The 20,579-nt window shown below is 75.4% G+C and carries 21 protein-coding genes; 11 read left to right on the top strand and 10 right to left on the bottom strand.

The features are described from left to right. Nucleotides 1-39: 39 nt before the first annotated feature. A complete protein-coding gene (locus tag ACIQOE_RS08405; RefSeq protein ID WP_351313723.1) occupies nucleotides 40-312 on the bottom strand; it encodes a GlsB/YeaQ/YmgE family stress response membrane protein in 273 nt (90 codons plus the stop codon). A 76-nt stretch (nucleotides 313-388) separates the two neighbouring features. After that, a complete protein-coding gene (locus tag ACIQOE_RS08400) occupies nucleotides 389-634 on the bottom strand; it encodes a DUF5133 domain-containing protein (protein WP_351313720.1) in 246 nt (81 codons plus the stop codon). 187 nt (nucleotides 635-821) lie between these two features. Here ACIQOE_RS08400 and ACIQOE_RS08395 point away from each other — a divergent pair, with 187 nt between their 5' ends. The 3 genes from ACIQOE_RS08395 to ACIQOE_RS08385 all read left to right on the top strand — a co-directional run bounded on the left by ACIQOE_RS08395 (nucleotide 822) and on the right by ACIQOE_RS08385 (nucleotide 3,315). Further along, a complete protein-coding gene (locus tag ACIQOE_RS08395) occupies nucleotides 822-1,571 on the top strand; it encodes an SDR family oxidoreductase (RefSeq protein ID WP_365559569.1) in 750 nt (249 codons plus the stop codon). A gap of 15 nt (nucleotides 1,572-1,586) precedes the next feature. Continuing rightward, on the top strand, nucleotides 1,587-2,306 hold the full coding sequence (locus ACIQOE_RS08390) for a hypothetical protein (RefSeq protein ID WP_401410516.1): 720 nt from the start codon (nucleotides 1,587-1,589) through the stop codon (nucleotides 2,304-2,306). A 217-nt stretch (nucleotides 2,307-2,523) separates the two neighbouring features. Further along, a complete protein-coding gene (locus tag ACIQOE_RS08385; protein WP_401410514.1) occupies nucleotides 2,524-3,315 on the top strand; it encodes a hypothetical protein in 792 nt (263 codons plus the stop codon). Nucleotides 3,316-3,343: 28 nt separating this feature from the next. Here ACIQOE_RS08385 and ACIQOE_RS08380 read toward each other — a convergent pair whose 3' ends face one another. The 7 genes from ACIQOE_RS08380 to ACIQOE_RS08350 all read right to left on the bottom strand — a co-directional run bounded on the left by ACIQOE_RS08380 (nucleotide 3,344) and on the right by ACIQOE_RS08350 (nucleotide 10,542). Then, nucleotides 3,344-4,720, bottom strand: a complete 1,377-nt coding sequence (locus tag ACIQOE_RS08380; RefSeq protein ID WP_401410512.1) for a sensor histidine kinase — start codon at nucleotides 4,718-4,720, stop codon at nucleotides 3,344-3,346. After that, nucleotides 4,717-5,379 (bottom strand): response regulator transcription factor, encoded by a 663-nt coding sequence (locus ACIQOE_RS08375; protein ID WP_351313705.1) that lies wholly within the window; start codon nucleotides 5,377-5,379, stop codon nucleotides 4,717-4,719. Before ACIQOE_RS08375 ends, ACIQOE_RS08380 begins: the two co-directional genes overlap by 4 nt. Then, complete coding sequence (locus tag ACIQOE_RS08370; RefSeq protein ID WP_401410509.1) at nucleotides 5,333-6,163, bottom strand: phosphatase PAP2 family protein; 831 nt, start codon at nucleotides 6,161-6,163, stop codon at nucleotides 5,333-5,335. The genes ACIQOE_RS08375 and ACIQOE_RS08370 overlap by 47 nt, the downstream gene beginning before the upstream one ends. Then, complete coding sequence (locus tag ACIQOE_RS08365; protein ID WP_365559562.1) at nucleotides 6,160-6,765, bottom strand: phosphatase PAP2 family protein; 606 nt, start codon at nucleotides 6,763-6,765, stop codon at nucleotides 6,160-6,162. The genes ACIQOE_RS08370 and ACIQOE_RS08365 overlap by 4 nt, the downstream gene beginning before the upstream one ends. Continuing rightward, nucleotides 6,762-7,430: a DedA family protein gene (locus ACIQOE_RS08360; RefSeq protein ID WP_365559560.1), complete on the bottom strand. Its 669-nt coding sequence runs from the start codon at nucleotides 7,428-7,430 to the stop codon at nucleotides 6,762-6,764. Before ACIQOE_RS08360 ends, ACIQOE_RS08365 begins: the two co-directional genes overlap by 4 nt. A 980-nt stretch (nucleotides 7,431-8,410) precedes the next feature. After that, entirely contained in the window at nucleotides 8,411-9,148 is a 738-nt protein-coding gene (locus ACIQOE_RS08355) for a polysaccharide deacetylase family protein (RefSeq protein WP_365559559.1), read from the bottom strand. Next, a complete protein-coding gene (locus ACIQOE_RS08350; RefSeq protein ID WP_401410506.1) occupies nucleotides 9,145-10,542 on the bottom strand; it encodes a glycosyltransferase in 1,398 nt (465 codons plus the stop codon). Before ACIQOE_RS08350 ends, ACIQOE_RS08355 begins: the two co-directional genes overlap by 4 nt. A gap of 165 nt (nucleotides 10,543-10,707) precedes the next feature. On the opposite strand from ACIQOE_RS08350, the gene ACIQOE_RS08345 reads away from it, so the two are divergent. The 8 genes from ACIQOE_RS08345 to ACIQOE_RS08310 all read left to right on the top strand — a co-directional run bounded on the left by ACIQOE_RS08345 (nucleotide 10,708) and on the right by ACIQOE_RS08310 (nucleotide 18,616). Next, the gene (locus ACIQOE_RS08345; protein ID WP_365567501.1) at nucleotides 10,708-11,109 is read left to right on the top strand and encodes a BlaI/MecI/CopY family transcriptional regulator; all 402 of its coding nucleotides are present in this window, start codon (nucleotides 10,708-10,710) and stop codon (nucleotides 11,107-11,109) included. Nucleotides 11,110-11,113: 4 nt separating this feature from the next. Next, a complete protein-coding gene (locus tag ACIQOE_RS08340; RefSeq protein WP_401410504.1) occupies nucleotides 11,114-12,127 on the top strand; it encodes a M56 family metallopeptidase in 1,014 nt (337 codons plus the stop codon). A 137-nt stretch (nucleotides 12,128-12,264) separates the two neighbouring features. Further along, nucleotides 12,265-13,230 carry an ABC transporter ATP-binding protein gene (locus ACIQOE_RS08335; protein WP_365559552.1) on the top strand — a complete coding sequence of 322 codons (966 nt, stop codon included), beginning with the start codon at nucleotides 12,265-12,267 and terminating at the stop codon, nucleotides 13,228-13,230. Then, the gene (locus ACIQOE_RS08330; RefSeq protein WP_399009406.1) at nucleotides 13,227-14,066 is read left to right on the top strand and encodes an ABC transporter permease; all 840 of its coding nucleotides are present in this window, start codon (nucleotides 13,227-13,229) and stop codon (nucleotides 14,064-14,066) included. The genes ACIQOE_RS08335 and ACIQOE_RS08330 overlap by 4 nt, the downstream gene beginning before the upstream one ends. Before the next feature lie 28 nt (nucleotides 14,067-14,094). Further along, nucleotides 14,095-15,396, top strand: coding sequence for a histidine kinase (locus ACIQOE_RS08325; protein ID WP_401410501.1), 1,302 nt, complete (start codon nucleotides 14,095-14,097; stop codon nucleotides 15,394-15,396). Further along, on the top strand, nucleotides 15,393-16,061 hold the full coding sequence (locus ACIQOE_RS08320) for a response regulator transcription factor (protein WP_351313675.1): 669 nt from the start codon (nucleotides 15,393-15,395) through the stop codon (nucleotides 16,059-16,061). Before ACIQOE_RS08325 ends, ACIQOE_RS08320 begins: the two co-directional genes overlap by 4 nt. Before the next feature lie 123 nt (nucleotides 16,062-16,184). Beyond that, on the top strand, nucleotides 16,185-17,681 hold the full coding sequence (locus tag ACIQOE_RS08315) for a hypothetical protein (RefSeq protein ID WP_401410499.1): 1,497 nt from the start codon (nucleotides 16,185-16,187) through the stop codon (nucleotides 17,679-17,681). Continuing rightward, nucleotides 17,678-18,616 (top strand): lysylphosphatidylglycerol synthase domain-containing protein, encoded by a 939-nt coding sequence (locus ACIQOE_RS08310; protein ID WP_401410497.1) that lies wholly within the window; start codon nucleotides 17,678-17,680, stop codon nucleotides 18,614-18,616. The genes ACIQOE_RS08315 and ACIQOE_RS08310 overlap by 4 nt, the downstream gene beginning before the upstream one ends. Nucleotides 18,617-19,300: 684 nt before the next feature. Here ACIQOE_RS08310 and efeB read toward each other — a convergent pair. Further along, nucleotides 19,301-20,578 carry an iron uptake transporter deferrochelatase/peroxidase subunit gene (gene efeB, locus ACIQOE_RS08305; protein ID WP_401410495.1) on the bottom strand — a complete coding sequence of 426 codons (1,278 nt, stop codon included), beginning with the start codon at nucleotides 20,576-20,578 and terminating at the stop codon, nucleotides 19,301-19,303. Between the last annotated feature and the right edge of the window lies 1 nt (nucleotide 20,579).

Here is a 20,579-nt window from a genome sequence, read left to right as displayed (position 1 = left end):
AGCCGTTCGGATGGCGCGGATGTGTGGGCCGTCAGCGGGTCACGCGTGCGAGCGCCGGTTGCCGGTGACGATCCGGTAGAGCACGAGCAGTATGAGGGAGCCGACGATCGCCGCGATCCAGGTGGACAGGTCGAAGAACCCGTCGATGGAGTCGACACCGAAGATCACCTTGCCGAGCCAGCCGCCCAGCAGACCGCCGACGATCCCGATGAGCATGGTGATGATGATGCCGCCCGGGTCCTTGCCCGGCAGCAGGAGCTTGGCGATGGCGCCGGCGAGCAGGCCGATGATGATCCACGCGATGATGCCCATACTGCGTCTCGCTTTCTGAGATAAAGTTTGTGTCAGCTCTTCGTGTGCACCGAATCCGTCCGAACAAACGTCCTTGTTACGGAGTCGAGATCAACCCCGCGCTCAGCACGGAGTCGTCCTGGGGCCGGGCGCCGGGCAGTTGGTGACGGGCGGCGACGAGCGCGCTGTCGACGTCGCTGGTGCCGGTCGACACGCACAGGGTGTAGGCGATGTCGTTCATCCGCCGCCGCGCCGCGGGGCTGCCGTTCTCGGCGTGCAGCGCGCGCAGCGTCTCGTACTGCGCGACCAGGTCCTTCAGCACCGCCGGGTGGGCCATCAGCACCAGAGGTCTCCCTTCACGTGAACCTGCGATTCGCGAACCGGTTACCCCCGGCCGGTGCGCCCATGCCGCGTCCCGCGCGCACCGCCCGCGGGACGCCGAAGGCGGCTCCGGTTGCAGCGCCCTGCCCGAGGTCCTTTGCTGAGAGGTACCGATCCGCCCGCGCTGCCGCGAGGGAGATGTGGACACCATGGGACAACTGGACGGCAAGATCGGCCTGGTGACCGGCGGCTCGACCGGCATAGGACTGGCCATCGCGCGCCGGTTCGTCGACGAGGGCGCCACCGTGTACGTCACCGGCCGGCGCAAGGCCGAACTCGACGCGGCCGTCGACACCCTCGGGGCACGGGCCGTCGGCGTCCAGAGCGACGTCTCCCGGCTCGACGCCCTCGACGACCTCTTCGAGATCATCCGGAACGGCAGCGGACGGCTGGACGTCGTCGTCGCCAACGCCGGCGGCGCCGAGCTGGCGCGGCTCGGGGAGATCACCGAGGAGCAGTACCGCTCGACCTTCGACATCAACGTCAAGGGGACGATCTTCACGGTCCAGAAGGCGCTCCCGCTGCTCCCGGACGGTGCCTCGGTCGTCCTGCTCTCCTCCACCAACGCCTCGATGGGCATGGAGGCCATGTCGGTCTACAGCGCCACCAAGGCGGCCATCCGCAACCTGGCGCGCACCTGGGCCGGCGAACTCGCCGGGCGCGGCATCCGGGTCAACGCCCTTGCCCCGGGCCCGATCGAGACCCCGGGCCTGCGCGGCCTGGACAACCCGCCGCAGGGCGAGGCGCAGATGGCGGACCGGCTCGCGGACGACATCCCGCTCGGCCGCATCGGACGCCCCGAGGAGGTCGCCGCCATGGCCGTCTTCCTCGCCTCCGACCAGAGTTCGTACACGACGGGATCCGAACTCTTCGTCGACGGCGGCATGGTCCAGGTCTGAGACGGCGGCGCCCGGATGACCGGCCTTCTCGACGAGGTCGTCGAGGCGCACGGCGGCCTCGACCGGTGGAACCGGTTCACGACAGTGACGGCCACGGTGGTCAGCGGCGGCGACCTGTTCGTCGTCAAGGGCATGCCGCAGGATCCCGCGCCGCGGCGCCAGACGGTCTGGCTGCACGAGGAACGCGCCTCGCTCTTCCCGTTCGGCGCCCCCGACCGCCGCTCGGAGTTCACCCCTGAGCGGCTGCGGATCGTGACGACGGACGGCAGGACGGTGGCCCGACGGGACCACCCGCGCGCCTCGTTCGCCGGGCACGTGCTGGAGACCCCGTGGGACGCGCTGGACCGCGCCTACTTCAACGGGTACGCGATGTGGACGTACTTCACCACGCCGTTCCTGTTCACGCTGCCGGGATTCACGGTGACGGAGATCGAGCCGTGGCACGAGCGCGACCAGGTCTGGCGCGGTCTGGACGTGACCTTTCCGCCGTCGTACCCGAGCCACAGCGAGCACCAGCAGTTCTACTTCGGCTCCGACGGCCTGCTGCGCCGGCACGACTACCACGTCGACGTCGCCGGCGGGTTCGCCACCGCCCAGTACGTCCACCAGATCATCGAGGCCGACGGGATCCGGCTGCCCTCGGTGCGCCGGGCGTTCCGCCGCGACAGTTCCGGCCGCGCCTGGCCCGGCCTGCTGATGGTCGCGATCGACGTGACGGAGGTCCGCTTCGGGTAGTGGGCCCTTCGGGCCACGGCGGCGGCGCGGGACGCGCCATGCGGGTCGGGGAGCAGGCTTCTACCATCGGCCGTGCGCCGCTGACCAGCGCTTTCGTCGTCGCTTTCAGGTTGTGTTCAGGTTCGCGGAGCGCTTGGAAAACCGCGCCACCAGAAGCCCCAAAGCTCTGGCAAAAGGGTCTGGGAAACCTGCCGGGTGCCGTGTCATCGTCCCTGCCATGTCGACCGATCACCTCATGCACGACCGGCCTGCCGGCCACATCCGTCACGCGGCGAGCAAGGTGCCGGAGGTGACCGTCTACTTCTGGATCATCAAGGTCCTGACGACCGGCATGGGCGAGACGGCCTCCGACTTCCTGGCGCACCTGCTCGGCCCCGTGCCCGCCGTCGGCCTCGGCGGCGTCGCCCTGGTGGCGGCCCTGGCCGTGCAGTTCGCCGTCAGGCGGTACGTGGCCTGGATCTACTGGACGGCGATCGTCATGGTCAGCGTGTTCGGCACGATGGCCGCCGACATCCTGCACGTCGGTCTCGGCGTGCCGTACGCGCTCTCCACGCCGTTCTTCATGGCCGCGCTGGCCGCCGTCTTCGTCCTCTGGCATCGCAGCGAGGGCACCCTGTCCATCCACAGCATCCACACCCGGCGCCGGGAGACCTTCTACTGGGCCGCCGTCCTCGCCACGTTCGCGCTGGGCACCGCCGCGGGAGACCTGACCGCCACGATCGGCCTCGGCTACCTGGGGTCCGCCGTCGTGTACGGCCTTGCGATCGCCGTACCCGCGCTCGCGCACCGCCTGGGCCGCCTGAACGCGGTGACCGCCTTCTGGGCCGCCTACGTCATCACCCGGCCGCTCGGCGCCTCCGTCGCCGACTGGATGGCCGTCGCCCGGAGCCGGGGCGGGCTCGCGCTCGGCCTGGGACCGGTCACGCTGTCCTGGACGGTGGCCATCCTCGGCTTCGTCGGCTACCTCGCCGTCTCCCGCAAGGACGTCCGGCCCGGCACCGCGGCGTGAGCGGGCACCGCGCCGAGCGGTCCTGCCGTCATCCGGCGGGCAGGCTGACCACGAAACGGGCCCCGGCCGTGTGCCCCGGATCGTGCGCCACCTCGCCGCCCACGGAGCGGGCCAGCCGCCGCGCCAGCGGCAGTCCGAGGCCCGCTCCCGGGTGCCCGTCGCCGGGATCCGCGCGCCGGCCGGGCTCGAAGAGCAACCCGGCGAACGACGGCGGAACGCCCGGCCCGTCGTCGACGACGTCGACCCGGACGCCGTCGGGCGCGGAGCGGACCCGGACGGCGACACCGGTGCGCGCGTAGCGGCAGGCGTTGGCGAGCAGCGGGCTGACGATGCGTTCGAGGAGCGCGGCCGGGACCCCGGCCACCGGCGGAGCGCCGTCGACGGTGAGCCGCACGCTGCCGGGCAGACCCGGCGCTTCGGTGAGGCGGCGCAGCGCGGGCAGCACCTCCACGGTGCCCGGTGCGGTGAGCGTGCCGCCGCGCGCGTCGTCCAGGAGCGTGTCGCAGATGGTCCGCATGGACTCCGCGGCGTCCGCGATGACCCGGTGCGTGGCGTGGGTCTGTTCGGCGGTGCGGGGACGGGCCTGCCACCAGTCGAGTTCGGCGATGATCCGGCTCAACGGGGTGCGCAGCTCGTGCGACAGCTCCCCGGTGAGCTGCCGCTCGTGCCGCAGCAGGGTGCGGATGCGGTCCAGGATGGCGTCCAACGACGTACCGAGGCGGGCCAGTTCGGCCGGGTGGCGGATGCTTGCGAAGCGTTCCTCGGAGGTCACGGCGCTCCACTGGGCGGCCTGGTCGGTCATGGTGCGGACGGGGCGCAGCGCGCGGCCGACCGCCAGCCGGGTCAGGGCGTAGGTGCAGGCGAGCATGACGGCGTCCAGGACCAGCGATCCGAGGAGCAGGGTGTCGGCCGAGCTCCGGTAGGGGGAGAGGTCCAGGGCGGTGACCACCGTGGCCCCGCTCCGTGCCCCGGACACCGGCTGGGAGCACAGCCGCAGCGGGCCGTGCACGTCGACGGTGACGCACCGCCGGCCGCCGCGTCCGGCGAGGGTGCCGGCGACGCGGGTCAGCCGCCCGGCGGCCGGCGGGGCTTCGAGCAGGCGCCGGCCGGCGTAGATCCACACGTGCGCGTCGAGCAGGTCGTCGTGCGCGCTCTCCCGCACCCGTACGGTTTTGCCGCCGGTGTCGACGGTGGTCGCGACGGCGGCGGCGCGGGCCCGGAGTTCGTCGTCCGCCTGGTGCTGGAGCCGGTGCTGCGCCACGGTGTCGAAGGCGACGGTGAGGACCAGCATCAGCAGCGTGGCCGTGACGAGCGCGACCAGGGAGAGCCTGCCGCGCAGGGTGCCGGGCGTCAGGCGGCGGAGCAGGGCGGCCGTGGCGGGGCGCGCCCGGCGGGGACCGCTCATGACAGGCGGTGGCCGATGCCGCGGGCCGTGCCGATCGTCCGGTCGCTGCCCGCCTCGCGCAGTTTGCGGCGCAGCCTGGTCAGGTACTGGTCGAGGGTGTTGTCGCTGACCCGGGCGCCCTCGGGCCAGGCCGCCCGGACCAGTTCGCGGCGGCGTACGACGGCGCCGGGAGCGGCCATCAGCGCGGCCAGCAGACGGAACTCGGTCGGTGTCAGACCGACCCGGGTGTCGCGGACGGCGACCGTGTGCCGGACGGCGTCCAGGACGAGGTCGCCCGCCGTGGCGGCCGGTGACGGCGCGGCCCGCTTCAGCGCCGCCCGCAGCCGGGCCGCGAGTTCGGCGAGATGGAACGGCTTGGGCAGGTAGTCGTCGCCGCCCGCGGAGAACCCGGACAGCCGGTCGGTGAGCCGGTGGTGGGCGGTCAGGAAGATGACGGGGGAGAGGAACCCGTTGGCGCGCATCGCCTGGCACACGTCCCGTCCGTCGGCGTCCGGCAGCCCGATGTCCAGGACGGCCGCGCAGACGCCGTCGGTGGCCAGCCGCAGCGCGGTGGCGCCGTCCGGTGCGGCGACGGTGTCGAAGTCCTCGTCGCGCAGCCCGCGCACCAGCACGTCACGCAGGGCGTGATCGTCCTCGACGACCAGGATCGTCTGCCGCATGGTCCTCCCTCGGTTCTCGTGTCGTGTCCGTCCGGCCGCCCGCCGCGTCCGGCGCCAGATCTCCGGCGTCCGGCGGCGGATCTCCCGCGTCCGACGACGGCTCTCCCGCGGGCACCGGGTCGCCCCGCACGGCGCCGTACGGCCGCTGCCACGGCGGCCGGAGGGTCACGGCGGCCAGGCACAGGCCCAGCCAGCCGAGGGCGAACAGCCAGCCGCCGAGCACGTCCGTGAACCAGTGCACCCCGAGGTAGACGCGGGTCAGTCCGACCGCCGCGCCCCAGCAGCCGGCGACCAGGGCGAGCGGAGCGCCGCCGCGCCCGCCGCGCACCAGAACGGCGACGATCAGCAGCCCCGCCGTCAGGGCCGCCGTGGTGGTGTGCCCGGACGGGAAGGACCAGCCCGACGCGTGGGTGGCCCAGTCGGCGCGCGGCGGGCGCGGCCGGGAGACGAGCGCCATCACCGCGTACCGCAGCGCCTGGCCCGCCGCGAGACAGGCCAGGCAGAGCACGACGGCGAGCGCACGCCGCCGGCGGGTGCGCCCCGCGACGATCCCGGCGAGCGCCGCCAATAGGTACGGCACGACTCCGGTCCCGGTGGTGGTCAGCGCGTGGGCGAACGCCACCGCGCCGTCCGGACGGTGACCGAGGGACCAGGTGAGCAGGGCGCGGTCCACGGACAGCGGGCGGCCGTCGTGACCGGCCACGACCATGGTCAGCAGGCCGAAGGCGGCCCAGGCGCCGAGGCCGCAGCCGACGGCCAGGTGGGCGGCGTCGCCGCGCTTCACGACACCGCCAGCAGCGGGCGCAGCCGGGTGGCGGCGAGCCGCCGGGCCAGCGGCCCCGCCCACCGGCGCAGCACGGACATGGCGGCCGTCACGGTGAGCGCGCCCACCACCGCGCCCGCCAGCACGTCGTGCGGGTAGTGCACCCCCACCCAGACCCGTGAGGCCGCCATCGCGACGGCGGCGACCACGGCGACCGCGCCGAGCCGGCGGAACACGAACAGCAGGGCGACGGCCGCGGCGGCGGCGACGGCCGCGTGATTGCTGGGGAAGGACCAGTCGCCGCGCGCCGGGCATGTCTCCAGGACCGTCACCCGCAGGCTCCGGCAGGGCCGGTTCTCGTGCACCAGCAGCTTGAGCGCCGCGTCGACCGCGTAGGCCACCACGACGACGACCGGTACCGCGAGCGCCGTCACCGACGCGGTGGCGCCGACCCGACGCGCACTCCACCAGGCGATGACCATGAACACCGCGAACACGGCGAGCCCGTACGTCGACCACGCCGACACGGAGTCGTTCAGCCAGTCGGGGGCGCGCTGGGCGAGGTGCACCACGTCGACGTAGGCCGGTCCGTCGACGGCGGGACCGGTGAGGGCGAGGATCATCCCTGGACCTCCTCCGCCTTCGCCGCCCGGCGCGAGCGGACCAGCTCGGCGGCGAGCGGGATCAGGGACAGGGCCACGATGACCGCGACCATCGGCAGCAGGTACCGGTCCACGTTCGGTACCGAGGACCCCAGCGCGTACCCCGCGAGCGTGAGACCCAGGGTCCACAGCAGCCCGCCGGCCGTCTGCCAGACGGTGAAGGTCCGCACCGGCACCCGCAGGGCGCCCGCCATCGGGTTCAGGACCGTCCGGACCACCGGCACGAACCGGGCCAGCACGATCGCCTTCGCGTACCCATAGCGTTCCAGCAGCTCCTCCGCGCGCCGCGCGCCCTCGTGCAGGCGGGCCGAGCGGCTGCGGGCGAGCAGGGCGCCGCCCGCTCTGCGGCCCAGCAGGTAGCCGCACTGCGAGCCGGCGAGCGCCCCCACCGCGGCGGAGACCAGGAGCGGCCCGAGCGACAGCTTCAGACCGTGGTCGGCGGAGCCGGTGCACAGCAGGCCCGCCGTGAAGAGCAGCGAGTCGCCCGGCAGGAAGAACCCGACCAGCAGCCCGGTCTCGGCGAACAGCACCACGCCCACGCCGAGCACGCCGAACGCGGCCAGCAGCGAGCGTGCGTCCAGCACGTTGACGGCGAGCTGTGACGAGAGATGCAGGGCCGTGGTCATCGTCGGGGGGTCCCTTCGTCGTACGACCGGAGCGCCGGGCACGCCGCGGCGGAGGCATCGGGTCGGTGACTACAGTGCAGTAGACGGTCTACTCAACTGTAGACGATCGTGGCGGGGGAGACGTTCCCATGATCGGCCCGCCCGGCACGAGACGCCCGTCACGCCACGGCTGCGGGCCGGCCGAGGCCGCCTGCCTGCCTGGCTTGCCGTCCGCTCGCCCGGCTCGCCCGCCCGCCCGGCTGCTTGTTCGCGCGGCTGGGCGGCGGTGTCGACCCGCCGTGCGGTCCGTTCGTCCCGCCACCGGGGCGGTGCACTCGGCGGGGCCGAGAGTTCACGACGCAGGCCGGTCCGCGGCCGTGTGGACCGGCCTGCACCGCCCGCCCGCAGGCTTGCTCGGTCGCCCGGCTTGCCCGCACGGCTCGCTCGCTCGTGCGGCCGGGTGGCGGTGTCGGCCCACCGTGTGCCTGGTCCGTTCGTCCGTCGCCGGGTCGGCGGCCGCGGCGCAGGCCGGGAATCCGCGCCGCCGGGCCGGGAACCCGTGCCGCGGGCTGGGAACCGGCGGCGCAGGCCGAGAGCCCACGGGGCGGGCTGGCCTGCCCCGCGCGCTGGCTCGCCCGGTCGCCTGGCTGGCTCGGCTGCCTGGCTTGCCCGGACGGCTCGCCCGCTCGCGCGGCTGGGTGGCGGTGTCGGCCCGCCGTGTGCCCGGTCCGTTCGTCCGTCGCCGGGTCGGCGGCTGCGGCGCAGGCCGGGAATCCGCGGCGCGAACCGGAAGTCCGCGCGGCCAGGCCGGGATTCCGCGCCGCGAGCCGGGAACCGGGCGGCGCCGGATCGAGAGTCCGCGCCGCCGGGCCGGGAATCCGCGCCGTAGGGCCGGGAACTCGTGCCACCGGGCCGGAAGTTCGGGCGCAGGGCCGGGAGTCCGGGCGTCGGCCCGGAAGTTCGGGCGTTGGGCCGGAGGTCGCGGTGCGGGACGCGCCTTGTCAGGACGGGACGGGGTGGCCGTGGTCGTGGAGCGGGCCGACCTCGTAGCCCCGTTGTGCGCAGGTGTCGAGGATGTGGGGCAGTGCGCCCAGTGCCGAGCGCCAGGCGCCCGGGGCGGAGGTGCAGTCGGAGTCGTGGAGCAGGACGGTGCCGCCGCCGTCCAGGTCCGAGGTGACCGTGCGGTGCACGGACCGCGGTGTGGCGCGGGCGGTCCAGTCCTCGCCCCAGCACGTCCACAGCACCGGTGTCAGCCCGAGGCGGCGGGCGGCCAGATGGGCGCCGGTGGACATCACTCCGTACGGGGGCCGGAACAGCGCGGGCCGCTCTCCGGTGAGGTCCCCGACGGTGTCGCGGGCGCGGGCGAGGTCGTCGTGGGTGGCGCGCGGGCCGCGCAGCAGCAGCGGGCGGTGCAGCCAGCCGTGGACGCCGATCTCGTGTCCCGCCGCGGCGATCTCGCGGACCAGGCCGGGCGAGCGGTGCGCCTCGCGGCCCAGCAGGAAGAACGTCGCCCGGACCCGGCGTTCGGCCAGCAGCCGCAGGAAGTGCGGGGTGGACAGCGGGTCGGGGCCGTCGTCGAACGTGAGGGCGACGTGGTCCGGGCGGCCTCGGCCCGCGAGGCGGGGCATGGCGCGGTTGCGGAGCGGGCCGAAGGCGGAGACGGCGGGTGCGGCGTGGGCGGCCACGAGGGCGGGCGCGGCGGCCAGGGCGGCGGCGCGCAGCAGGCGGGCGGCGGTCACGGGCGGGGGCCTTCCGGGGCGGGCGCGCGGCCGGGGACGTCGTCCAGGTCGAGGCCGTGCCCGATGGCGTGGATCACGTCGGGTCCGTCGTGGGCGACGGCGATACCCGTGCCGACCGCGCAGGCCCACAGCCCGCAGGCCACGGCCGTGGTGGCGGCGAGCCGGCGGGCGGCCGGCCGGTGCCGTCGCGCCGAGGGCCGCGCGGACGGCAGCGCCGGGCCCGCCCGGTGGACCCGAGCGATCTCCGCCGCGGGCCCGCCGCCGTCGGATCCGGCGGCGAAGAGCGCGAGGCCGGCCGCGCGCCGGCGTGGACCCAGCGGACCGTGGATCAGCGCGCGCAGCTCCTCCTCGAGCCGGTCCGGGTCACGGATCCAGACCGCGGTGCCGGCCTCCGCGAGGGCGGCGGCGTTGGTCAGCCCGTGGCCCGGTATGCAGCGGTAGCTGGCGACGGGCAGGCCCACGGCGAACGCCTCCAGGGAGCTGAGCCCGCCCGCGTTCTGGACCAGGACGTCGGCGGCGTGCATCAGCGCGGGCATGTCGTCGACCCAGCCGTAGGCGTGCTCGACGCCGTCCGCGCGCAGCCGCTCGGCCAGCGCCTCGTTGCGGCCGCAGACCACGACCGGGACGGCGGCCCCGCACGCGCGCAGCTCCGCGGCGACCCGGCGGACCGGCCCCACACCCCAGGAGCCGGCGACCAGCAGCGCCAGCGTGGCGTCGGCCGGCAGTCCGAACCGGGCCCGGGCCGCCGCGCGTTCCCGCGCCCCGCCCGGGCGGAACCGCGGGTCCACCACCGGCCCGCACACCCGGACGTCCCGTGCCCCGGCCGCGCGGGCCTGGGCGGCGGGCACGGCGTGTGCGGCGAGGTGCACGTCGACGCCGTCCGCCACCCACAGCGGGTGCACGGAGAAGTCCGTGAGATAGGTGAGGACGGGCGCGTCCAGCCGTCCGCGCAGCCGCAGGCCGCCCAGGACCCGGCTGGCTCCCGGATAGGTGGAGACCACCGCGCCGGTGCCGGGCCGCAGCGCCCGCAGCAGGCGCTCCTCCGCGGTACGCAGCAGCGCGTTCGCCAACGGCCCGCCGCCGCCCGCGCGTTCGGTGCTGCGGTAGATCCGCTGGTAGGCCCAGGGCGCGCGGACGAGCATGCGGTGGTAGCCGTCCCGCACCAGCCGTCCCAGCCCGGCGGGCAGCAGGTCGAGCAGGTCGAACCGGTCGACGGCGAGGCCCTGGGCCGTGAGCCGGCGGGCCAGTTCGGCGGCGGCGCCGTCGTGGCCGGCGCCGATGCTCGCCGAGACGATCGCGACGCGCCCGGCGCCGGCCGTGGGCGGCTGGGGTCCGGGGCGCAGGGTGGCGGCCGCCAGGGCGCGCAGATGCACCGTACTTCCGAGGTGGGGCATGGGGTGGTCCCTCCGAGTGTGGAGCGGGCAGCGGGACTCTACAACATGTAGTAGATAACCTCGTACACGATGTAGTAGTTCCGCGGCCCACCGTCCGGCGGCCCGTTCTACAAGCCGTAGTAGCCCCCGGTAGGCTGGTGGGCCGAGACGGAAGGCGGGTGGCGGGTGCGCGGCGGCGGAAGCGGTGCGGGCGGCAGGAGGGCGCGCGGCGAGCTGGAGAGCGGCGTGCTCGCGGTGCTGTGGTCCGCCGACCGGCCGCTGACCGCACGCCAGGTCCTGGAACGGCTCCCCGCAGACCTCGCCTACACGACCGTGCTGACGATCCTGTCCCGCCTGTACGACAAGGACATGCTCGTCCGGCATCCCGCGGGCCGCGGCTACGCCTACGCGCCCGTCCGCGACGAGGCGTCCCAGACCGCCGTGCAGATGCACAGCCTGCTGGAGCGCGGCTCGGACCGGGAGGCGGTGCTGTCCCGCTTCGTGTCCGAACTCTCCGAGGAGGACGAGCAGGTGCTGCACCGCCTGCTGGGCGGCCAGGACACCGGACCCGGCGACGACGGGCCGTGAGCCGGTGACGATCAGCGTCTACGTCCCGCTCCTGGTCACCGTGGTCCTCGCCGTGCTCGCCCCCCGGGCCGCCCGGCGCCCGGCGCCGCGGCCCGCCGCCTGGGCCCTGGCCTGCGCGGCGCTGGTGACCGCGGCCGGCTGGCTCGGTTCGCTCGCCCTGCTGGCGTTCACCGGCTTCGCGCAGATCCCCGAGGTCGCGGAGCAGGGCCACTGGTCCGTCGCCGCCCTCCGGGCCGAGGACCCGGTCTCGCTGTCCGTCGCGGGCGTCGGCGCCCTCGCCCTCGTGGCGGGCCTCGGGTCGCTGGCCGTGGCCGCCCGGCGGCAGGTCCGCCACGTCCTGTGGGCGCGCCGGGAGTGCGGGCGGATCCCCGGGGACACCGAACTGGCCGTGGTCGACGACGAGATGCCGCAGGCGTTCGCGCTGCCCGGCGCCCCGGGACGGATCGTGGTCTCCCGGGGGATGCTGCGCTGCCTCGGCGACGTCGAACTGGAGGCGCTGCTGGCGCACGAGCGGGCCCATCTGCGGTGCCGCCACCACCTCTTCCAGGCCGTGTGGCGTCTCACGGCCGCCGCCTGCCCGCTGCTGCGGCCGCTCGCCGCTGCGGGCGCCTTCGTCCTGGAACGCTGGGCCGACGAGGAGGCCGCCGCCCGCGTCGGCAGCCGTACGGTCGTCGCCCGCGCCGTCGGACGGGCGGCGCTCGCCACCGCCGGCGCCGCACGCCCGGCCGCCTTGGCCGCGACCGGCGGAGCGGTGCCCCAGCGGGTGCGGGCCCTGCTCGCCCCGCCCCCGCCGCGCCGCACCCTGCCCTTCGTGGCGGTCGCCCTGCTGCTGACCCTGTGCTGCGGCGGCCTCGCCAACGCCGCCTCCGACAGCGAGAGCCTGCTCGACGGCGCGGAGCTGGCCCGGTGCGCCGCGGACGCCGGGCCGCCGGACCCGGCGGGGCACCGCGGGCAGCGGCACGACGACGCCTGCTGCGAGCACCGCGGGGCCGCCGCGCACGCGAACCGGCGCGGGTAGCGGAGCCGTAGTACCGGGGTACGACGTGGTGCACCCGGTTCAGGCTCCTGGTACCACGGGACCGGCCGGTACGGCTCCTAGCGTGGCAGGTGAGGCGTCGGAAGCGACGGACGCCCGGGCCCCCAGGGAGAACGCGGATGATCGAGGCGCAGCGGCTGACCAAGCGGTACGGCGAGAAAACGGCCGTCGACGGACTGGACTTCGACGTCAGGCCGGGCAGCGTGACCGGGTTCCTCGGTCCCAACGGCGCCGGAAAGTCCACGACCATGCGCATGATCGTCGGACTCGACGCCCCGACCGGCGGCTCGGTCACCGTCAACGGACAGCGCTACGCCCGCCACCGGGCACCGCTCCAGGAGGTCGGCGCGCTGCTGGAGGCGAAGTCGATCCACCCCGGCCGCTCGGCCCGCAACCACCTGCTGGCCCTCGCGCTGACCCACGGCATTCCGCGCCGCCGGGTCGACGAGGTGATCGAACTGGCCGGACTGGGCAGCGTGGCGGGGAAGCGGGCCGGTGCCTTCTCCCTCGGGATGGGCCAGCGGCTCGGGATCGCGGCGGCGCTGCTGGGCGATCCGCAGACGGTCATGCTGGACGAGCCGGTCAACGGGCTGGACCCGGAGGGCGTGCTCTGGATCCGCAACCTGCTCAAGGCCCTCGCCGACGAGGGCCGCACCGTGTTCGTGTCGTCCCACCTGATGAGCGAGATGGCGCTGGTCGCCGACCACCTGATCATCGTGGGGCGCGGGCGGCTGCTGGCCGACACCACCGTGGCGGACCTCGTCCGGGCGGCCGGCGGCGACACCGTGCAGGTGGCCGCAGCGGAACCGGCCCGGCTGCGGGAGGCGCTGGCGGGTCCCGGCGTCGCCATCACCGGACGGTCCGGCTCCGAGGAGCTCCAGGTGAGCGGGCTCAGCGCCCGCGAGATCGGCCTCAAGGCCGCCGAGCACGGCATCGCGCTCTTCGAACTGACGGCGCGCACCGTGTCGTTGGAGGAGGCGTTCATGAACCTGACCAGGGACGCCGTGGAGTACCACGGCTCCACGACCGCCGAGACCGCGCGCGAGAGCGCCGAGACCCCTGAAACCGTCGGGAGCACCGCATGAGCACCCTCACCACCACCGCCGAGACGTCCCCCGCGGCTCCCGCCCGTCCCGCCTACCGGGTGACCGGACGGCGGGTGCTCGCCTCGGAGTGGGCCAAGCTGTGGTCGCTCCGCTCGACCTGGATCACCCTCGGCCTCGGCCTGCTCTTCCTCGTCGCCTTCGGTGTGATCGCCGCCGCCCACTACCGGTCCGGCATCGGCTCCGCGCACCAGGACCGTGACTTCGCCACCGCCACCGCCCTGAGCCTGTCCCTCTTCGGCACCAACTTCGCGCAGCTCGCCCTCGGCGTGCTCGGCGTGCTGGTCACGGCGGGCGAGTACTCCACCGGCACGATCCGTTCCACGCTCGCCGCCGTGCCCCGCCGGCTGCCCGTGCTCTGGTCCAAGGCGGCGGTGTTCGGGGTGGTCGCGCTGGTGGTGGGAACGCTCGGCGTGTTCGTCGCCTTCCTGTCCGGCAGCAACATCGTGTCCGGCACGCCGGCCGCCATGGGCCTCGGGCACGCGGGCGTCGTCCGGAGCCTGCTGGGCGCCGGGCTCTACCTCGGCCTGGTCGGCGTCATCGGCACCGCCCTCGGCACCCTGCTCCGGTCGGTGGCCGGCGGCATCTCGGTCCTCGTCGGCACCCTCATGCTTCTCCCGGGACTGATCTCCCTGCTGCCCAGCTCCTGGCAGGACCACATCAGCCCCTACCTGCCGTCCGACGCGGGCGAGTCGATGTTCGCCCTCACCCACGACGCCACGGCCCTGTCGCCGGGCGCCGGACTGCTGGTCTTCCTCGGCTGGACGGCGCTCGCCCTGGCGGCCGCCGCCCACCGGCTGGTGCGCAGCGACGTCTGACGACCCGCACCATGGGCAGGTGACCACCTTGACGACGACCACTGCGGCCGAGGACATCGGCCACACCGGCCCGGTGGCCGCCCGGCTCGCCCGGGCCGGCCAGCGGCTGCGGCAGGCGGACCGCGCCCGTCCCTGGGTGCTGGACACCGCCGTGACGGCGCTGGTCTTCCTCATGTTCTGCCTGCCCGACCTGCTGCACCACGGCGGCGCGGGCGACGGGGACGGCGACGCCCCGCACCGGTTCCACTTCGCCTTCACCCGGCTCCCCCTGGCGGCCATGCTGGCCCTCCAGGCCGGACTGGTGCTGCCGCTGCTGTGGCGCAGGCGACGGCCCATGGCGGCGTTCGTCGCCATCGCCGTCGTCTTCGTCCTGCAGTGGTCGCTGGGCGCGGCGCTGCGCGCGGACGTCGCCCTGTTCATCGCCCTGTACAGCCTCGCCCTGCACGGCCGGCTGCGCAGGCTGCCGTGGGCGTGCGCGGTGATGGCGGCGGGGATGGTGCTGGTCGCGGTACGGGTCGCGCCCGCCGTGTCGGTCTGGGACGCCCTGTTCTTCCTGCTGAGCACGGCGACCGCGGCGCTGGCCGTCGGCCTGACGGTCCGGACCCGGCGGGCCCAGCTCGCCGGGCTGCGGGAGCGGGCGGCGCGCCTGGAGACCGAACGCGACCAGCGCATCAGGCTCGCGACCGCCACCGAACGCGCCCGGGTGGCCCGCGAGATGCACGACATCGTCGGCCACAACCTGGCCGTCATCATCACCCTCGCCGACGCCGGCTCCTACGCCACGGACACCGCGCCCGAACGCGGCAAGGAGGCCCTCCGGCTCATCGGCGACACCGGCCGGACTGCGCTCGGCGAACTGCGCCGCGTGCTCGGCGTGCTGCGCGAGGCCTCCGACGGCACCCGGCAGGCGCCCGAACTCAGTCCCCAGCCCGGCCTCGCGGACATCGGGACGCTGTGCGACGGCGTACGCACCGCCGGCCTGGAGATCGTCTACCGGACCGTCGGCGAGGTCGACGCCCTGGACCGGGGTGTGCAGCTGGCCGTCTACCGCATCGTCCAGGAGGCCCTGACCAACACCCTCAAGCACGCCGGCGCCGGCACCCGGGTGGACCTCTCGGTCGGCGTCCGGGGCGAACGGCTGGTCATCAGGGTCCGGGACGACGGCACCGCCGGACGCCCCGGACCGGGGAACGAGGAAGGACAGGGACTGGTGGGCATGCGCGAACGAGCGGCACTGTACGGAGGGACCGTGACCGCCGGCCCCGCCGCCGACGGCGGCTGGGCCGTGGAGGCCGCCCTCGACCTGACACCGCAGGGAGGCACCCGGTGACCACGGTGCTCATCGTCGACGACCAGGAACTGCAGCGGTACGGCTTCCGGGTGCTGCTCGACTCCATCCCCGAGACGGAGGTGGTCGGCGAGGCCGGCAGCGGCGCCGAGGCCGTCCGCAGGACCGCCGAACTGCGCCCGGACGTCGTCCTGATGGACGTACGGATGCCCGGCATGGACGGCATCGAGGCGACCCGCCGGATCGCCGAGGCCGGCGGACGGTCCCGGGTCCTCGTGCTGACCACCTTCGACCTCGACGAGTACGTGCACGCCGCCCTGCGGGCCGGCGCCAGCGGCTTCCTGCTCAAGGACGCGCGTCCGGAGGAACTCCTCGCCGGGATCCGGGCGGTCGCCGGCGGCGACGCGGTGATCGCGCCGGCCCTCACCCGCCGCATCCTCGACGAGTACGCGCGGCACGTGCCGGCCCGGAGGGGCGATCCGGGCGAGGATCCGCGGGTGGCCGCCCTCACCGAACGCGAGCGCGAGATCCTCGTCGCCATCGGCAAGGGCTGGACCAACGGGGAGATCGCCGCCCGCTTCGTGGTGACCGAGTCCACCGTGAAGACGCACGTCGGCCGGGTCCTCGCCAAGATCGGCGCCCGCGACCGCATCCAGGCGGTGATCTTCGCCTACGACCTGGGACTCGCCCGCCCCGCCCCCGGCTGAACGCGCGGCGCCGCCGGACGTCTTCTCACCCGCATCTCACCCTACAAGCCGTAGGGTGGGATCTCCTCCTACGAGCTGTAGGAGGAAGCGGTCCCCGCGGTGTGCGACGACAAGAGGTGCGAGATGACCGGCGGCTCGAACGCCACGACGACCGGTGTCCCGCGCACCCGCCTCCCGGGCCGGGCCGTCCGGCCCAGGCGCCCCCGGGGCGTGCCCCGGCTCGCGGCGGTCGCGGCCGCCTTCACGCTCGCCCAGCTCGTCCTCGTACGGCCCGGCCTCGGACTCGGCTGGGACGAGGGCGTCTACGTCAGCCAGGTCAGCGGTCACGTCCCCGCCGCCTACTTCAGCGCCCCGCGCGCCCGCGGCATCTCCCTCCTCGTCGCCCCGGTCGCCACCTGGTCCGACTCCACCGTCCTGCTCCGGATCTACCTGGCCGTCCTCTCCGGCCTCGCCCTCCACCTCGCCCTGCGCGTCTGGCGCGGCCACCTCGGGACCGCCGTCCTGCCCCTGGCCGGCGCCCTGTTCGGCTCGCTGTGGGTGACGCTGTTCTACGGCCCGCAGGCCATGCCCAACTACTGGGTCGCCGTCGGCGCCCTGGGCTGCGTCGGCTGCTTCCTGCGCGCCCGCGCGGACACGGCCGACCGGGCAGCCCGGTGGGGGGTGTTCGCGGGCGCGGCGCTGATGGCGTGGATGCGCCCCATGGATGCCGTCTACGTGGTGCTGCCCCTGCTCGCCCTCGCCGTGCGCCGCCCGCGTCTCCTCGGCACGCTGGCCGCGGGCCTGGTGGCGGGCGGCGCCGAGTGGGTGATCGAGGCGTACGCCGGCTACGGCGGTCTCGCGCGGCGCCTGTCCACGGCGTCCGCCGTCCAGGGCGGCCTCGGCCTGCACCTCGCCGTGGCCGACCAGGTCCGGGCGCTCGGCGGCCGCACCCTGTGCCGGCCCTGCACCGGACCGGCGCCCGGCCTGCCGGTCACCCTGTGGTGGTTCGCGCTGCCGCTCCTCGCCGCCCTCGGCGCGGTGGCCGCGGTGCGTGCCCGGCGCGCGATGCCCGTCCTGCTCCCCGGAGTCTGCGCCGTCACCGCCGCGGTGCCCTACCTCTTCCTCATCGGCTACGCGGCCCCCCGCTTCCTGCTGCCCGCCTACGCCCTGCTCGCCGTGCCCGTGGCGCACGGCCTCGTCCACCTGGTCACCGCCCCGGCCCGCCGGACCGCGCGCGGCCTCGCCGCCGGTCTGGCGGCGGTCTGCCTGGCGGGCCATCTGGCCGTGCAGGTCGCCGTCCTGGAGCACACCGTGCGGGGCTCCGCCGCCTCCCGCGCCGACTGGGCCCGCACCGCCACCGCGCTCCACGCGCTCGGGATCAGGCCGCCGTGCCTGCTCAGCGGCTACGACGCCGTCCCCGTCGCGGTCTACGCCGGCTGCGGCTCCGCCCAGACGGCCGGGCACGACGCCGCCATGACCCCGGCCGAGCTGGCACGCAAGGCCCACCAGATGCCCTTCGCCGTCCTCGCACCGCCCGGCGGCCGCCCGCCCGGGTACGCGCGCGCGTGGCCGAAGGAGCCGGCCGGGGCCCTGCTGGCCTACCCGGCACCCGGTGCACGGCACGGAAGGCGACTGCCGTGACCGCGGCCGGGACCCCGCCGGCCGTCGCGGGCCGCCTTTCGTACGTCCGGCTGGGAGTCACCCTGGCGGTGCTCGCCGCCGCCGGAGGCGTGGCCGCCGCGCACCGGGACACCCTGGACAGCGGCACCGACCGGCTGGCCGCCGCCGACGGGGAGTGGCTGCTGCTCGCCTGCCTCGCCGCGGTGGGCACCTGGGTGTGCGCGGCCGTCGCCCAGCAGGGAGCGGTGGCCGAACGGCTGCCCAGGGGACGGCTGGTGGCGGCGCAGTTCGCGGCCGGCGCGGCCAACCACCTGCTGCCGGCCGGAGCCGGCGCGGCGGTGGTCAACCTGCGGTTCCTGACCCGGTGCGGACTGTCGGTCAGGCGCTCGGCGACCGCGCTGGCGGTGAAGGCGGCCGTCGGCGGGATCGTCCGCTGCGTGCTCGGAGCGGCCCTGCTGGCCGCCTCGCCGGGTACGGTCCGGCTCTCCGTGCCGGTCCCGCACCCGACGGTCCTGTGGCCGGCGCTGGCCGGGGCCGCCGTCCTGGCCGTCGCGCTCGCCGTGCGCCTCGGACCTGCGCTGGGCCGGGCCCTCGCGGACGTGCGGGACGTGCACCGGCGCGGGGCGAGGGCCGGGGCGCTGTGGGGCGGATCGGTCGCGTTCGCCCTGCTGCACGCCGGGGTGGTCCTCGCCGTGGTCCGCGCGATCGGCCTCGGCCTGCCCGCGAGCCGCGTGGTCGTGGCCTACCTGGTGGCCGCCGGCGCGGCGGCGCTGCTGCCCACGCCGGGCGGACTGGGTTCGCTGGACGCGGCGCTCGCCCTCGCGCTCACGGCGGCCGGCGCGCCGGGGCCGGACGCGGTCGCGGCGGTCCTCGGCTACCGCCTGCTGACCGGCTGGCTGCCGATGCTCCCCGGCCTGCTGGTCCTGGCGCTGCTGGCCCACCGCAAAGCGGTGTGACCCACCCACCGTCCTCGCGCCCACCGCCTGCCCCTGCCGGACGGCCCGCCACCACCCCTCCACGCCGCGCCGCCCGCCTCACGCCCCTACCGTCCCGGCGACCGCGGCGCAGTCCGCCTCCCGCTGTTCCGGCGACTGGGGTGCCGTCGGCCTTGTGCGCTCCCGCTGTTCCGGCGACTGGGGTTGACGTTGGTCTTGTGCGCTCCCGCTGTCTCGGCGACTGAGGTGCCCTCGGCCTCGCGCGTCCCGCCGTTCCGGTCACCGCGGTGCCGTCGGCCTTGCGCCTGCCGCCGTTCCGGACACTGCGGTGCAGGCGGCCTCGTGCCTTCCGCCGTCCTGCCCGCCTCGGGGCCGTCCGCCTCCTGTGGTCCCGGATGCCACGGTGGCGTCAGCTTGGCGCGGAACACCGAGGACGTCGGGACGGCCTGGGCGTCGCCGCAGGACGGCGGGGCGCGGTGCGGCACCCGTACGCACCGGACGGCGTCCGGTCCCGGCGGCCCCGGCGCCGGAGCTCTCGGCCCGCCGTTGGCCGTCGCGGTGCTTCCTGGGCGCGGTACCGCCCGCCTCGGCGCGCGTGGCGGCGGCCGTGAGGCGGCCCGGTCCGTCGGCGGGGTCACCGGGGCGGCGGCACGGCGGCGGGCATCGGGCCTCGCTGCCGCCCGTGACCCGGCGGCCGCCCGTCGCTCACGTGCTGAGCAGGCCGCGGCCGAGCCAGTCCTCGTGGTCGCGGACGCCGGGCAGGGCGAAGAAGTAGCCGCCGCCGGTCGGCGAGATGTAGTCGACGAGGGGTTCGTCGATCAGGCGGGTCTGGGTGGCCTCGAACTGCCGCCTGACGTCCCGCTGGTAGCAGCAGAACACCAGGCCCATGTCGAGGTTGCCGACGGCGTCGACGCCCCGGTCGTAGTTGTAGCCGCGGCGCAGGATCCGGGTGTCGTCGGTCCTGGCGGTGCGCGGGTTGGCGAGGCGGATGTGGGCGTCCAGCGGGATCGCGTTCCCCTGCGGGTCCTTGGCGTAGTGGGGGACGTCGGTCTCGTGGGCGCCGTCGAGCGGGGCGCCGGTGTCCTTGCGGCGGCCGAACATCAGCTCCTGTTCGCTGAGCGAGACGCGGTCCCAGAACTCCACCAGCATGCGGATGACGCGGATCACCTGGTAGCTGCCGCCCGCGGCCCAGTCCGGCTCGCCGGCGCCCGCCCAGACGAGCCGGGCCGTCTCGCGGGCCGAGGTGACGTCTGGATTGGCGATGCCGTCCTTGAAGCCGAGCAGGTTGCGCTGGGTGCCGGTGGGCCGGGGCACGTTCTGGAAGCCGTCGATGCGCCACTTGATCTGCAGACCGCCGCGGGTGTGCTTGGCGATGTCGCGCAGCGCGTGCAGGACGGTGTCCTGCCGCTGTGCGCAGATCTGCAGGGACAGGTCGCCGTGGCATTCGGCGGGCCTGAGGTCGTCGTTGGGGAAGGTCCGCATCGGAGTCAGGCCGCGGGGCCTGGCCTTGGCGAGGCCGTAGCGGTCGTCGAACAGGGACGCGCCGACGCCGACCGTGACGGTGAGGCCGTCGGCGGGGACGGTCGGGCCGAGGATGCCGTTGTCGGAGGGCGGGGCGCCGACGCCGAGGTCGGCGGGGGTGCCGCCGGCGGTCAGGAACCGGGCGCGGGCGGTGATCGTCTTCAGCAGGTCGGCCAGCTCGGCGCGGTCGTCGGCTGTCACGTGGAAGGAGACGAAGGCGGCGGACTCGGGGGCGGGGGTGAGGATGCCGGCCTGATGGGTGCCGTGGAAGGGGACCCCGGCGGCGTTCTCCGTCCGCGGGGCGGCCCCGGCGGTGCCGCTCCCGCTCTCCGCGAGCGCGAGACCGCCGCCGGCCAGGACGGCTCCGGCGGCTCCGGCGCCCAGGGCCGTCCGCACGAACGAGCGGCGGCCGGCGCCGGCGGGGCAACCGCCCTGCGGGGAGGGGGATTCGGCGGACGGCATG

It is taken from the genome of Streptomyces sp. NPDC091282, assembly GCF_044757385.1.
Taxonomy (GTDB): domain Bacteria; phylum Actinomycetota; class Actinomycetes; order Streptomycetales; family Streptomycetaceae; genus Streptomyces; species Streptomyces gramineus.
This window is presented reverse-complemented; position numbering and strand designations above follow the sequence as displayed.

Excerpts from the sequence above, each read along its gene's own strand:
- ACIQOE_RS08405 (WP_351313723.1), bottom strand. The coding sequence starts at position 312 with ATGGGCATCATCGCGTGGATCATCATCGGCCTGCTCGCCGGCGCCATC.
- ACIQOE_RS08395 (WP_365559569.1), top strand. The coding sequence starts at position 822 with ATGGGACAACTGGACGGCAAGATCGGCCTGGTGACCGGCGGCTCGACC.
- ACIQOE_RS08390 (WP_401410516.1), top strand. The coding sequence starts at position 1,587 with ATGACCGGCCTTCTCGACGAGGTCGTCGAGGCGCACGGCGGCCTCGAC.
- ACIQOE_RS08385 (WP_401410514.1), top strand. The coding sequence starts at position 2,524 with ATGTCGACCGATCACCTCATGCACGACCGGCCTGCCGGCCACATCCGT.
- ACIQOE_RS08380 (WP_401410512.1), bottom strand. The coding sequence starts at position 4,720 with ATGAGCGGTCCCCGCCGGGCGCGCCCCGCCACGGCCGCCCTGCTCCGC.
- ACIQOE_RS08375 (WP_351313705.1), bottom strand. The coding sequence starts at position 5,379 with ATGCGGCAGACGATCCTGGTCGTCGAGGACGATCACGCCCTGCGTGAC.
- ACIQOE_RS08365 (WP_365559562.1), bottom strand. The coding sequence starts at position 6,765 with ATGATCCTCGCCCTCACCGGTCCCGCCGTCGACGGACCGGCCTACGTC.
- ACIQOE_RS08360 (WP_365559560.1), bottom strand. The coding sequence starts at position 7,430 with ATGACCACGGCCCTGCATCTCTCGTCACAGCTCGCCGTCAACGTGCTG.
- ACIQOE_RS08350 (WP_401410506.1), bottom strand. The coding sequence starts at position 10,542 with ATGCCCCACCTCGGAAGTACGGTGCATCTGCGCGCCCTGGCGGCCGCC.
- ACIQOE_RS08335 (WP_365559552.1), top strand. The coding sequence starts at position 12,265 with ATGATCGAGGCGCAGCGGCTGACCAAGCGGTACGGCGAGAAAACGGCC.
- ACIQOE_RS08330 (WP_399009406.1), top strand. The coding sequence starts at position 13,227 with ATGAGCACCCTCACCACCACCGCCGAGACGTCCCCCGCGGCTCCCGCC.
- ACIQOE_RS08315 (WP_401410499.1), top strand. The coding sequence starts at position 16,185 with ATGACCGGCGGCTCGAACGCCACGACGACCGGTGTCCCGCGCACCCGC.
- efeB (WP_401410495.1), bottom strand. The coding sequence starts at position 20,578 with ATGCCGTCCGCCGAATCCCCCTCCCCGCAGGGCGGTTGCCCCGCCGGC.